Origin of the sequence: Ruegeria sp., assembly GCF_965243365.1 — a bacterium.
Lineage (GTDB): Bacteria > Pseudomonadota > Alphaproteobacteria > Rhodobacterales > Rhodobacteraceae > Ruegeria.
Window position 1 is genome coordinate 2479606 of record NZ_CBDEUW010000002.1, and the last position, 12743, is coordinate 2492348.

General features: G+C 59.2%; 11 protein-coding genes. 5 read left to right on the top strand and 6 right to left on the bottom strand.

The window, feature by feature from the left end:
• Window positions 1-71: 71 nt before the first annotated feature.
• Window positions 72-956, bottom strand: coding sequence for a DMT family transporter (locus tag ACP0GE_RS15990; protein WP_424833860.1), 885 nt, complete (start codon window positions 954-956; stop codon window positions 72-74).
• Window positions 957-1248: 292 nt separating this feature from the next.
• Between ACP0GE_RS15990 and ACP0GE_RS15995 the strand changes: the two genes are divergently transcribed.
• Both ACP0GE_RS15995 and argF read left to right on the top strand, forming a co-directional pair.
• Window positions 1249-2436 (top strand): aspartate aminotransferase family protein, encoded by a 1188-nt coding sequence (locus ACP0GE_RS15995; protein ID WP_424832909.1) that lies wholly within the window; start codon window positions 1249-1251, stop codon window positions 2434-2436.
• A 75-nt stretch (window positions 2437-2511) separates the two neighbouring features.
• On the top strand, window positions 2512-3438 hold the full coding sequence (gene argF, locus ACP0GE_RS16000) for an ornithine carbamoyltransferase (protein WP_424832910.1): 927 nt from the start codon (window positions 2512-2514) through the stop codon (window positions 3436-3438).
• Here the strand turns inward: argF and ACP0GE_RS16005 are convergent.
• Window positions 3435-4031 carry a ferric reductase-like transmembrane domain-containing protein gene (locus tag ACP0GE_RS16005; RefSeq protein WP_424833861.1) on the bottom strand — a complete coding sequence of 199 codons (597 nt, stop codon included), beginning with the start codon at window positions 4029-4031 and terminating at the stop codon, window positions 3435-3437. The two genes, argF and ACP0GE_RS16005, sit on opposite strands and share 4 nt — an antisense overlap.
• Before the next feature lie 8 nt (window positions 4032-4039).
• Window positions 4040-4528: a twin-arginine translocation pathway signal gene (locus ACP0GE_RS16010; protein WP_424832911.1), complete on the bottom strand. Its 489-nt coding sequence runs from the start codon at window positions 4526-4528 to the stop codon at window positions 4040-4042.
• A gap of 311 nt (window positions 4529-4839) precedes the next feature.
• Between ACP0GE_RS16010 and ACP0GE_RS16015 the strand changes: the two genes are divergently transcribed.
• A complete protein-coding gene (locus ACP0GE_RS16015) occupies window positions 4840-5802 on the top strand; it encodes a pirin family protein (protein WP_424832912.1) in 963 nt (320 codons plus the stop codon).
• Window positions 5803-5889: 87 nt separating this feature from the next.
• A complete protein-coding gene (locus ACP0GE_RS16020; protein ID WP_424832913.1) occupies window positions 5890-6864 on the top strand; it encodes a 2-dehydropantoate 2-reductase in 975 nt (324 codons plus the stop codon).
• A gap of 29 nt (window positions 6865-6893) precedes the next feature.
• Here ACP0GE_RS16020 and ACP0GE_RS16025 read toward each other — a convergent pair whose 3' ends face one another.
• From ACP0GE_RS16025 to hrpB, 3 genes are all read right to left on the bottom strand, one after another.
• Window positions 6894-8372, bottom strand: a complete 1479-nt coding sequence (locus ACP0GE_RS16025) for an inorganic phosphate transporter (RefSeq protein WP_424832914.1) — start codon at window positions 8370-8372, stop codon at window positions 6894-6896.
• An 89-nt stretch (window positions 8373-8461) separates the two neighbouring features.
• Entirely contained in the window at window positions 8462-8920 is a 459-nt protein-coding gene (locus tag ACP0GE_RS16030) for an NUDIX hydrolase (RefSeq protein ID WP_424832915.1), read from the bottom strand.
• A 174-nt stretch (window positions 8921-9094) separates the two neighbouring features.
• Window positions 9095-11545, bottom strand: coding sequence for an ATP-dependent helicase HrpB (hrpB, locus tag ACP0GE_RS16035; RefSeq protein WP_424832916.1), 2451 nt, complete (start codon window positions 11543-11545; stop codon window positions 9095-9097).
• A 115-nt stretch (window positions 11546-11660) separates the two neighbouring features.
• On the opposite strand from hrpB, the gene meaB reads away from it, so the two are divergent.
• A complete protein-coding gene (gene meaB, locus ACP0GE_RS16040; RefSeq protein ID WP_424832917.1) occupies window positions 11661-12632 on the top strand; it encodes a methylmalonyl Co-A mutase-associated GTPase MeaB in 972 nt (323 codons plus the stop codon).
• Window positions 12633-12743: the final 111 nt, after the last annotated feature.

Here is a 12743-nt window from a genome sequence, read left to right on the forward strand (position 1 = left end):
GCTCCACCTTGCGAAGATCATGAGCATTTACGACATGTTGGTCGCCCCCGGACCAAGTCGCGAAACTTTTATCAGCCCCGGCGGACGCGCGCCTCTCGCCAAACCAGGATTAGTGCGCCTGTCAGAATGATGGCCGAACCAATCACGCTGATGGTATCCGGGATCACGTCGAACACCGCCAGATCAAAGAAGGCGGCAAAGATCAAAGTGGCATAGCTGATCGGCGCGACAAAGGACGCGTCGGCCCGCGCCATTCCGTTGACAAAGCAAGCTTGTGCGCAGGCCATCAGTACGCCAATACCAGCCAGCGCTGCCCATTGCGCCGGGGTCGGCATCTGGAACACAAAGCTGGCGGCGACTGTGGCGATCGTCAAACCCATCGCGTTGTTCACCAGAAGGATCTGGATCGGAATCTCGCGGCCCGAGAGTTTCTTGATGAAGATCAGTTCCATCCCGATCACCGCGGCGGCTGTCAGTGCAAGCAGCGCGGCAGGCTGAAAGCTTTCCGGAGTTGGGCGCAACAAAATCAATGCCCCGGTCAGAGAGACCGCCGCCGCCAGCCAGCGCCATGGCCCGACCCCTTCCTTGAGCAACGGTATGGCTAGAACCATCGCAAAAACCGGGTTGAGAAATGAAATCGCCGTGGCGTCAGAGATCGGGATATAGGCAACCGATGCGAACATAAGCGTAATGCCCAGCCATCCAAAACTGGTTCGACCGATATGTAGCCCCCAATGGGGCCGCCTCAAACGGGGCCTGATCACGCCCACGGCGCATAAGATGACAAGGAAGGCAAACAGAAACCGCCCATGGCTTATCTGCATTGGATGCAGCGCGGGACCCAGCGCCCCGGTTCCAAGCGCCTTGGCCAACAGGGTCGTCCCGGCAAAAAAGGCGCTTGCTGTGAATATCAGCAGCGCGGCAAGGGGCGGGTTCTGTGGTCGGTCGGCGATCATGTGCAAGCGGTGGGGTAACGGCGGGCAAATGGCAAGTCTCAAGTGCGGCCTCTGAATGAAATTCCCTGAATTGGCGATAAGGGGGTTTTCAGGTTGCATTTGCCCGGCTATACGACCCGACATGATCAACCACGCTCATATCCTGCGTCTCCGACGCCGACGTTTCGCCGCATAACCGGCCAGTTTGATCTGTTCGCGCGCTCAAATACCGCGCATCACCCACCAAATCTGTTGACGAACCGGGCTTTCGTGTATCACTCACGAGGCTCAACATATCTAAGAGGATGATCCGATGATCCCGTCCGTTCTGCCGACCTATAACCGCGCGCCCCTGACTTTCGTGAAGGGCGAAGGCGCCTGGCTGATCGAAGCGGATGGCCGACGTTTTCTGGACCTCGGCGCCGGGATCGCTGTGAATGCGCTGGGTCATGCGCATCCCGCGCTTGTGGCCGCATTGTCCGAGCAAGCGCACGCGCTGTGGCATGTCTCGAACCTTTATAACATCCCGCAGCAGCAGGCACTGGCCGATAAACTGGTCGAGCACACCTTCGCCGACACGGTATTCTTCACCAATTCAGGCACGGAATCCTGCGAACTGGCGGTGAAAATGGCCCGCAAGTATTTCTACGAAAAAGGTCAACCCGAACGGGTCGAAATCATCACCTTTGACGGCTCCTTCCATGGCCGGTCTTCCGCCGGAATCGCCGCCGCCGGGTCCGAAAAAATGACCAAAGGCTTCGGCCCGCTGCTGCCCGGTTTCGTGCATCTCACATTCGGAGATCTCGACGGCGTCACCAACGCCATCACGGATAAAACAGCCGCTATCATGATCGAACCGATTCAGGGCGAAGGTGGTATCCGCCCGGTCCCGGATGCCGAGCTCAAGGCCCTGCGCCAGATCTGTGACGACAACGGCCTGCTTCTGATCCTCGATGAAGTTCAGTGTGGTGTGGGCCGGACCGGCAAGCTTTTTGCCCATGAATGGGCCGGGATCACACCCGACATCATGATGGTCGCTAAAGGCATCGGCGGCGGTTTCCCCTTAGGGGCCGTACTGGCCACCGAAGAGGCGGCCAGCGGCATGACCGCTGGCACCCACGGATCGACCTATGGCGGCAACCCTCTGGGCTGCGCGGTAGGATGCGCCGTGATCGATCATGTCGCCACGCCCGCTTTTTTGGAAGGTGTCAACCGCAAGGCGGGCCTGCTACGGCAAAAACTCGAGGGCCTGATCGCCGACCACCCCGATGTGTTTGAAGAGGTGCGCGGCGCGGGCCTTATGCTCGGCCTGAAATGCAAACCGACCAATATCGACGTGGTGAACGCAGGGTATGACAACGAGGTCATTACCGTTCCTGCGGCCGACAACGTGATCCGTCTGCTGCCCCCGCTCACCCTGACCGAAGATGATATCGCTCAGGCCATGATCCGCCTCGACAAAGCCGCCAGGCAAATCGAGGCCAATCTAACCGCAGCCTGAGTCTTCTTCTGTTCAAAAATACCTCGGGGGTGTGGGGGCTGGCCCCCACGCATCCCTAACCAAAAGCGACACGGTATGAACCACTTCCTTGATATCCACAAAACCGACTCCACCGCCTTGCGGACCATGATTGACCAGGCGGGCGCGATGAAACAGGCCCGTCTTGGGCGTCCCAAGGCCGCGCCCGATGATGAGCAGCCGCTGGCTGGTCGCATGGTCGCGCTGATCTTCGAAAAACCATCCACCCGGACCCGCGTCTCGTTCGACGTAGGCGTGCGCCAGATGGGCGGGCAGACCATGGTCCTGTCTGGCAAGGATATGCAACTGGGCCACGGCGAGACCATCGCCGACACCGCTCGCGTGTTGTCGCGCTATGTCGACATGATCATGATCCGCACCTTTGACGAAACCATCCTGACCGAGATGGCCGAATATTCGGACGTCCCGGTGATCAACGGTCTGACCGACCGCACCCATCCCTGCCAGATCATGGCCGATGTTCTGACATTCGAGGAACATCGCGGCCCGATCGCAGGCAAAAAGGTGGTCTGGACAGGCGATGGCAACAATGTCTGTGCCTCGTTTTTGCACGCTGCGGGCCAATTCGGCTTTGATCTGACCTTCACCGGCCCCGCCCAGTTCGACCCCGAAGAAGAGTTCATGGGGTTCGCCCGTCAGAAGGGCTCGCAAATCGTGGTTGAGCGTGATGCGTTCAAAGCTGTCGAGGGCGCGGACCTAGTGGTCGCCGACACCTGGGTTTCGATGCATGATTCCCAGTCGGCGAAAGAGCGGCGTCACAACCTGTTGCGTCCCTATCAGGTCAACACCGAGCTGATGAGCCACGCCAAACCCGACGCGCTGTTCATGCATTGCCTGCCCGCCCACCGCGAGGAGGAAGCGACGTCAGAGGTCATGGACGGCCCGAACTCAGTTGTTTTTGACGAGGCCGAAAACCGCCTGCACGCGCAGAAAGCTGTCATGCGTTGGTGTCTGGGAGTCTAAGCACGGCGTCTGACTTCCCATACCCGCATGTTGGCGAGTGCCCGAACACTCGCCAACAAGACCAAACAGCAGAGCGCTGTTTTGGTCATGATTTCCATCGTGCCCTCGATCAGCAATGCGTGCACCACACTGCCAATGATCGTAATTGCGGCCAATCCGGTGTGGCCGAACCGCCAGAGGCGAAATCGCAGGTTCAGTCTAAACCGGTAGATACCCAGCAAGGCCGTCGCAAATGCGGCCCACATTGCGACGACTCCCCAGGCTGAAAACGGGGTCGGCGAAGTGAATAGAAGCGCGTCAACAACATCCGGTGGGCTGGTGACCCATAATCCACCGACATGGACCAGAATAGCTGCGATCAGTGCCAGGCCAACAAGCCTATGCAAGCTCCGGCAGGCTGCCGGGGAAAGGTATGGCAGTTGTCTTCCTGCCAAAAGTGGCTGCAACAGAAGCAACTCCATGCACACAATCCCCGCAAAACCGGCCGCGATGTAAACAGGCTCACGCCAGGCCAGCAGCGGGCTTTCCGCGGCCGCAATCAATGGCGCAACAAGGGCGATGGTCAGGGCCGACCAGATGATTGTTGCGCGGATCACCGATTTCAGATCGGCTGCAAAACAAAATGCGCAGACAGAGTTTTGTCTTTCGAGCTATCCATGATGGGGCGCAGAAATACCGTTTCGAACTCGCCGCTGTCATAAGCCAGGTGACCATGAGGCTGACCAAAGGCGGGCACGATCTGAGGCATTTCCAGCCGGAACTCTCCGTTCGCGTCGGTTAGGGTGGCCCCGTGGCTTTGCGGGTCACGCTCATGCCCTTCGGTTGTATGCGCCCAGATCTGGATACGCTGACCGGGAAGGGGTGCGCCGTCACCGGCCCGACGCACCGTGCCGGTCATCCAGAAGCCTCCTCCTCCGATGCGGTCGACTATAGGCGCACCCGGGCGATAGTTGTTGGAACCGCCCCGCATGGATGGCGTCGGAGCCAGACCCGAGGCGCGCGCTGGCACCAGTAAGCCCACCGCGCCGGTGGTCAGTATGGCGCCACCAGCGGCAATAACAGAGCGTCGAGTGACAGGTGCGTTTGTCATGTAGGACCTCCTGTACATAGTACCCTAAGGGCAAGGGGCAGCAGCACCTTTGAAACATAGCATGGTTTCGGCCAATTCCGAGACCGCGCAGGTGTAGAAATCTCAAGCCTCACATATCCGTGATAGAAGTCGTCAAAATGGTTTTGGGTAGAACTTCCGGGTCGTCATCTTCGAAGTGTGCTGATGGTCGGCGCATCACAACTCATCCAAAGGCTTGAACTAAATCTGTGCATTTTTGCGAATTGAAGATGAAAATCATGGGCTATATTATGCATCAGGGAACGAAATTCTCGAACCAAGGGAGAGCAGGAATGAGCTGGAACCCCACCCACAATCCCGACTGCATGTCGGAAAACTCGGCATTGGACACCCTGATCATTCCGCGTGCGCGCGATCTGGGCGGCTTCGAGGTTCGCCGCGCGTTGCCTTCGGTCAAACGGCAATTGGTTGGGCCATTCATTTTCTTCGACCAGATGGGCCCGGCTGAGTTCATCACGGACGGAGGGATCGACGTCCGGCCACATCCGCATATTGGACTGGGAACCGTCACCTATCTGTATCAAGGCGAATTCGAGCATCGCGATAGCCTGGGCACTCATCAAATGATCTATCCCGGCGAGGTCAACTGGATGGTCGCTGGCCGTGGCGTGACGCATTCAGAGCGCACTAGCGATGACACGCGCGGTAAGAAACACAGCCTGTTTGGTATCCAGACCTGGATCGCCCTTCCCGAAGCCCACGAAGATATGGCCCCGGATTTTGAGCACCACAAGCAAGGTGCTTTGCCCCACATTCAGGACGCCGGTGTCAGCGCACGTCTTATTCTTGGTTCGGCATATGGCGAAACAAGCCCCGTCACGATGTTGTCCGAGACCTTTTATTTGGACGTCCAGTTAGACCCTGGGGCGTCCTTTCCTTTGCCGGACAATCACGAAGATCGTGGTGTCTATGTTACTGAAGGATCGGTCGAGATTGCGGGTGACACATTCGAATCCGGACGGATGATGGTATTCCGACCTGGCGACAAATTGTCGGTCAGGGCGGGGGCAACAGGCGCGCGGCTGATGTTGCTGGGCGGGGCGACTTTGAACGAAGATCGCTATATCTGGTGGAATTTCGTTTCGTCGTCGAAGGAAAAGATCGAAACTGCGACACGCGAGTGGAAAACCGCAGATTGGGCTAATGGGGCCTTTCATCTGCCTCCGGGGGACGATCAGGAGTTTATACCCATCTCCGAGGAATTAGAACGCACCCGCCCAAGATTGGCGCGCTAAGCGCAGGCGGGCGCGACGTCTGTATTCACCGGGCTTGCCTGCCCGATGCATACCGGTGATCCTCTTGGTATCTTCAGGAGGGTCGCCATGAAAATCGTGTTGGCAGGTGCCGGTAGCATTGGGTGCTTCTGTGGCGGCATTATAACCGCCAACGGCCATGATGTGACCCTGTTAGGACGCGAGTATGTGTTGGAACCTATTCGCACGTTCGGCCTGACGGTGACTGATTTTTCGGGGATGCGTCGCGAAATCCCGGCGAGTCAGCTTGCTCTGGTCAAAGACCCAGCCTGCATGGCGGCGGCGGATCTGATTATCGTGACCGTCAAGTCGGCAGCGACACGCGAAATGGCGAGACTGATATCGCGCTATGCGCCTGCAAATGCTGCGGTTTTGTCATGGCAGAACGGTATGGAAAACGTGCGTATTTTGCGCGCGGAATTACCGGATCGGGATGTTCGCGCCGGCATGGTGCCCTTTAATGTCGTGCCATTGGATCACGCCACGTATCACCGGGCGACCTCTGGTGATATCGTTATTGAAAGCGGCGGCGGGGCCTTGGCCGAAGGTTTGTCCAACCCGACCATGCCGGTCAGTGAAAGTGACCAGATTGAAAAGGTCCAATGGGGCAAACTGGTCATCAACCTGAACAACGCTCTGAACGCGCTGTCTGGGTTAACCTTGCAGCAGCAACTGCTGAATCGCGATTGGCGCTGCCTGATGGCCGATCAAATGGCCGAGGCGCTGCTGGTTCTCAAAGCTGCCGGGCATCCGGTGGGCTCGACCACGCCCTTGCCAGCCTCGTTCACGCCGCACATCCTGCGGCTGCCAACGGCGTTGTTTTCGCGAGTTGCGTCACGCATGCTGACTATTGATCCCAGTGCCAGAACATCCATGGCCTATGATCTGAGCGCGGGTAGACCAACCGAAATCGACAGCCTACAGGGTGAGATTATTCGGATCGGCCTTGCACACGGGGTGCCTGCGCCCCTTAATACGCGGATTGCCGAGCTTGTTCGGCAATCACCGACCTCTGCTCTTTCCGTTGCACAGATCAGAGGCTGAGGGCATCAGAAGCCATTCCGGTTCCCGGTTCAATTGAACGTAGTCAGTATTCTGAAGATGAGGCCAGACATGATGGCTGTCGCGGGGACGGTCACGACCCATGCCGCAATGATGGTCATGAAGTGCGATCGCCGTACCAATTTTCGCCGGCGAACCTCTTCCCGAGCCAGCCGAACATGCTGGGGGCGCTGAAGTTGCGCCCGCTTGCGATGCCGATCCACGTGCCACTCCCGGAAAAAGCCAACCCCGAATACTGCGCCCACGGCAATATGGGTTGAACTGACGGGCAACCCGAACCAGCTTGCAACGATTACCGTTGACGCGGTCGATAGTGCTACGCAGAACGCCCGTATCGGGTTCAGTTTGGTGATTTGGCGGCCGACCATCCGGATCAGCCTTGGGCCGAACAGAAACAGACCAAACGAAATGCCGAACGCGCCGATAATCATGACCCAACTCGGGATGGTCACCTGAGCGGCAAAGTCGCCAACTTCGGTTGCATAAACAATTGCGGCCAGGGGGCCAATTGCATTGGCTACATCATTCGCCCCGTGCGCAAAACTCAGAAACGTGGCAGCGATCACCAGCGGCAGGGTGAACAGCGCCTTCACGGATCGGGTGCGGTTTTCCATTCCTTCTGATTTGCGTCGCACCCACGGGACGGTGATGAACCAGACCAAGGCACCGGCCGCGAGGCCGATCAACAGTGCGGCTTCCGGGTCGATCCTTACAATGTGACCGAAACCTTTGACCGCCAGATAGGTCGCAAAAATTCCAGCCATCAAAGCGACAAGAAGGGGAACCCATCGCTGGGCGGCCGCAATTTTGTCGTTCTGGTTCTGAATTCTGGATTTGATCAACGCCAGAAACGCCGCAGCAACAGCACCGCCCAGGACCGGAGAGATCACCCAGCTGGACGCAATAAGACTCATGGTGGTCCAGTTCACCGCCGTTAAACCGGCGGCGGCTATGCCAGCGCCCATTACGCCTCCGACCACCGTATGCGTGGTCGATACCGGCGCGCGGATCCAGGTTGCCAGATTGACCCACAACGCGGACGAGATCAGGGCCGCCATCATCGCCCAGACGAACACAGTCGTGTTCTGTACGGACGCCGGATCAATGATATCGCGGGAAATGGTTGACACCACATCCCCGCCCGCGATCAGCGCCCCTGCGCTTTCTGCGACCGCTGCAATGGCAATCGCGCCTGTCATTGTCAGCGCGTTGGCTCCAACCGCAGGGCCCATATTGTTGGCCACGTCGTTCGCACCGATGTTCATGGCCATATAGGCCCCAAACGCGGCCGCAGCGATGACGATCATCCCCCCATCTATGCGGTTGAGCGCGACAGCCGCCATCAGCCCGGCCAGCACAATGAACGCCAAGGCAACGCCCGGCGCCAAGAGCGGGCGTGAGACGTACGCGTTTGCACGTTCTATGTTTGTGATGCGGTGCAGGTCACTGTCCAGCGCCTGCCAACGCGTTCTGGGCCGGTACTCGGGCATAAATTCAGTTCGAAATTGGGTTGGGCGAGCGCGCTAGCGCCTTATAGCCACAAGAGCAAGGGCTTTGTGGTGGGGCCGCAGCGAAAACGTCAGTATTGCAGCAATATATCCCGCAATTCGGGTTCGCGCACCTGTTTTGCAGCCTTTTTCGGCGAGAACCAGCGCCGCGTACGCTGGTCGACTTCTGGGAATTTTTCCGCCAGTTCCGAGACCTGAAGGTGATAGACGCTGGTCAGTACCGGCTGGGCTGATCCGTCCTTGAGGATTTTGTCATAGGTGAAATGGCCTACCGGGTCGGGGTCAATATGCTCTGCGCGAACACCGGCCTCTTCCCAGGCTTCCTGCTGTGCGGTTTCCGCCCCGTCCAGACCGTCAATTGGCCAACCCTTGGGAATGACCCAACGCCCGGTGTCCCGGCTTGTGATCAGCAGAACTTCTCGGTCTTTGCCCGATTTTCGGGTGCACAAAGCCGCGCATTGCACCCGTTTCGGGCGCAAGATCAGTGGCCGCGCCACTTCTTGCCAAATATCTCGCAGCCATTTTGTCATTGTTTGCCTGCCTGGACCTCTTTTGGATCACAGATTGCGGGTATGTAATCATACATCTGCAATATCTCAATAATGTTGCGGAAAAATTAGAGGTTTTTTGACCGAAATGGGGTGAGCAGCCTGAAATATCGGTCAAAAACACATGTTATTTTGAACGCTTCATACCAAATTGGTTTACTTGCTGCGCCGTTTGGCCCGCAAAGTTGGGTCGGCTTGGGTTGGGTCTTCAGGCCACGGATGTTTCGGGTACTGGGCCCGCATATCTTTGCGAACATCCGCATAGGACCCTGCCCAGAATCCCGGCAGATCACGCGTGATCTGGATCGGGCGCTGGGCCGGGGACAGAAGGGTGATCTTCAGAGGTTGTCCGCCCACGATCGGATGTTTGGTGACGCCAAACACCTCTTGCAGCCGCAGCGCGATTTCGGGGGTCGCCCCACTGTAATCGATTGGGATTTTTCGACCCAGAGGGGTCACGAAGGCACCCGGAGCCCGCCGATCCAGCTCTTGCGTTTGGTCCCAGCTTAGCCGCGCGCGCAAAGCAGGAAGGGGGTCGAACCGCTTCCAGTCATCCGCGCTGCGTACGCCTGAAAGCATGGGCAGCAGCCAGTTTTCAAGATCATCCATCAGGCCAGGGATCGAGAAATCGGGTAGCACCACGCCCTCGGACCGCACCAGTTCAACCCGCGAAGCCAGCCGGGCAGGCGCGCCGTCCAGCCTCAGGCCCAGATCACGAACCCCATCCAGCATAGCCCGAGAGATGATGTCATCCGGGGCATCTTTCCAGATGCGGTCGCTGAGCGCGATCGCGCCAAACCGTTCCTGTCGTCGGGCGACCACGCGCCGGTCACGCTTGGACCATACACAGCTTTCGACCCATGCGATCTGTTCGGCAAAGAGGTCCCTTATCTCGCCTTCCGAGATGTGCGCCGCCATGCGCACCTTTGCCTCCCGAGGGTTTCCGTCGGTATCTAAGATCACCAGAAAGGGGGCTGCGGCCAGCGTGTCACTGCTATCCAACGCAACCCCTTTTCCACCGGACAAGATATAGCGCGGCTGATCACTTTTCCGGCGTTGCCCGATCCGATCCGGGTAAGCAAGCGCTGCCATGGCTGCCGGGCTCAGGTCGGTTCGCGCGCTTTTGGCCTGAGCGCGCAATCGCTTGGCTTCGGCTTTGGTTCGTTCCAACGTGCTTTGGTTCACCTGCCACGGGCGATTGCGCTGAAACGTGCGGATATCCCGCAGCGCTTCCAACCGCAGCATCAGATCCACAGGTGCAGCTTTCAGTGGGTCGCGTTCGGCCATCAGCGCGGCCAACAATGCCGCGTCCGCTCCCGCGTGAACCAGCATGTGGCCAAGCCTTGGATGCAACGGCAGGGCGGCCAAAGCGCGCCCGTGGTCGGTTATCCTTCCTTTTTCATCCAATGCGCCCAGCGTGACCAACAATGCCCGCGCCTCGGTCAGGGCGCCTTGAGGCGGTGGCGTCATGAAGGCCAAATCGCTGGCGTCAGCCCCCCACAGGGCGAGTTCCAACGCCAGACCGGTCAGGTCGGCTGCCTCGATCTCGGCGGGCGGAAAGGCGGCCAAAGCACCCTCTTCACCCTTGGACCACAGCCGGTAACATGTCCCTTCGGCCACTCGCCCGGCACGCCCTGTGCGCTGCGTCGCCTCGGCGCGCGTGACGCGTTCGGTCACAAGGCGGGACATGCCCGAGCCCGGGTCAAATCTGGCCCGACGTGCCTGCCCCATGTCCACCACAACCCGAATGTCCGGTATGGTCAGCGAGGTTTCGGCAATCGATGTGGCCAGCACCACTTTGCGGCCAGTTTCCGCTGGCGCGATTGCGGCGCGCTGTGCGGCGAAGGTCAGGGCACCAAACAAAGGCCGGATGGTGCAGTCTCGCGGCAATCGCCCAGCCAGGGAAGACTCGGCGCGGCGAATTTCACCTTCTCCTGGTAGGAAGACCAGAATTCCGCCGCCGGTTTCCCGCGTCTCGCGCTCGGCCTGAACGACCAAATCGGTCAGAGCGTCTAGCCGCCGGGATTGAGGACCCAATGGCCGATCCAGCCAACGTGTCTGAACCGGGAAACTGGAGCCCTCCGAGGTCACAAGCGGCGCGCCCATCAATTCCCCGACCGGTTCTGCATCCAGTGTCGCCGACATCGCAATGAGGATAAGGTCGTCCCGCAACGCGCCGGCAACCTCAAGACATAATGCCAGACCCAGATCGGCATTCAGCGACCGTTCATGGAACTCGTCAAAAATCACTGCGCCGATACCGGGCAAGTCGGGGTCGGATTGCAGCATTCTGGTCAGAATGCCCTCGGTCACCACTTCGATCCGGGTGGATTTCGACACCTTGGTCTCACCGCGAATCCGGTAGCCGACAGTCTGGCCCACAGGCTCGCCCAGGGTTTCTGCCATCCGCTCGGCAGCGGCGCGCGCAGCCAGCCTTCGGGGCTCCAACATCACGATCCGGCCCTTGCAAACGCCGCTTTCCAACAAGGCCAACGGCACACGCGTCGTTTTGCCTGCACCCGGAGGAGCTTGCAGCACGGCGCGGCCACACTCTTTGACAGAGGCAATCAGGTCGGGAAGGACCTCGTCTATAGGCAATCGGATCATGCAGCCTTATCGCCAAAGCGTCGGCCAAGGTCCAGAACGCTGCTACGCTTGTTGGTGCTGGACATTTCCGGTGCTGGGCCTTCATCTAGGGCAGGTTTTGACGAGGAAGTCGCTGATGAATACCGCCGAACTGGGCGACAGAATTTTGAACGGTGAACGCCGGGCATTGGCGCGCGCGATCACTTTGGTCGAAAGCGGGCGGTCGGATCATCGCGCCCAGGCCGCTGCGTTGCTGGACCGCCTTTCCGGAGCGGATCGGCAGGCCCTGCGCATCGGCCTGTCGGGAACCCCCGGGGTCGGCAAATCTACCTTCATTGAAAGCTTTGGCATGATGCTGACGGGGCAGGGGCTGCGTGTGGCTGTTCTGGCCGTTGATCCCAGCTCGGCCCGGTCTGGCGGCTCGATTCTGGGCGACAAGACCCGAATGGAGCGTCTGAGCCGTGAGAAAAACGCTTTTATTCGCCCGTCGCCCAGCCAAAGCCATTTGGGCGGGGTGGCGCGGCGCACGCGCGAGGCCATTGCCCTGTGCGAGGCCGCTGGGTTCGACGTTGTATTGATCGAAACCGTTGGCGTTGGTCAATCCGAGACGGTCGTGGCCGAGATGTCCGACCTTTTTCTGCTGCTGCTCGCCCCGGCTGGTGGGGACGAGTTGCAAGGGGTCAAGCGCGGCATCATGGAAATGGCCGACATGATCCTGATCAACAAGGCCGACGGAGACCTGAAGGCCACGGCCACCCGAACCTGCGCCGACTATGCCGGGGCCCTGCGATTGTTGCGCAAGCGTCCTCAGGACCCGGAGGGGTTTCCCAAGGCCATGACGGTCTCTGCAGTCGAGGAACATGGGCTGGAGCATGCGTGGGAGGAAATGCAAAGCCTCATCGCCTGGCGGCGTGAGGCCGGGTATTGGGCGCAAAACCGCGCCGTGCAGGCACAATATTGGTTCGAACAAGAGGTCCGCGCAGCCCTTCTGGCCCGTTTATCGACCACGCAGGCCCGCGGTTTGCTAGGGCGGCTGGGGGCCGAAGTCAGGGCCGGAAAACTCAGCCCTTCGGCAGCAGCGGAACGGATGTTGGCTGATTTGAACTAAACGCAGGTCCGGTAGAGCGGGCTGGCAATGGTAGCCGAAAAAAGCTGCGATGCAATTTAAGGTTGTGTTGCTAGGTTGGTCGCTGCAAAATTTAATGGTATATTATATGTA

Excerpts from the sequence above, each read along its gene's own strand:
- ACP0GE_RS16020 (WP_424832913.1), top strand. The coding sequence starts at position 5,890 with ATGAAAATCGTGTTGGCAGGTGCCGGTAGCATTGGGTGCTTCTGTGGC.
- ACP0GE_RS16010 (WP_424832911.1), bottom strand. The coding sequence starts at position 4,528 with ATGACAAACGCACCTGTCACTCGACGCTCTGTTATTGCCGCTGGTGGC.
- ACP0GE_RS16025 (WP_424832914.1), bottom strand. The coding sequence starts at position 8,372 with ATGCCCGAGTACCGGCCCAGAACGCGTTGGCAGGCGCTGGACAGTGAC.
- ACP0GE_RS15990 (WP_424833860.1), bottom strand. The coding sequence starts at position 956 with ATGATCGCCGACCGACCACAGAACCCGCCCCTTGCCGCGCTGCTGATA.
- ACP0GE_RS15995 (WP_424832909.1), top strand. The coding sequence starts at position 1,249 with ATGATCCCGTCCGTTCTGCCGACCTATAACCGCGCGCCCCTGACTTTC.
- ACP0GE_RS16030 (WP_424832915.1), bottom strand. The coding sequence starts at position 8,920 with ATGACAAAATGGCTGCGAGATATTTGGCAAGAAGTGGCGCGGCCACTG.
- ACP0GE_RS16015 (WP_424832912.1), top strand. The coding sequence starts at position 4,840 with ATGAGCTGGAACCCCACCCACAATCCCGACTGCATGTCGGAAAACTCG.
- hrpB (WP_424832916.1), bottom strand. The coding sequence starts at position 11,545 with ATGATCCGATTGCCTATAGACGAGGTCCTTCCCGACCTGATTGCCTCT.
- meaB (WP_424832917.1), top strand. The coding sequence starts at position 11,661 with ATGAATACCGCCGAACTGGGCGACAGAATTTTGAACGGTGAACGCCGG.
- argF (WP_424832910.1), top strand. The coding sequence starts at position 2,512 with ATGAACCACTTCCTTGATATCCACAAAACCGACTCCACCGCCTTGCGG.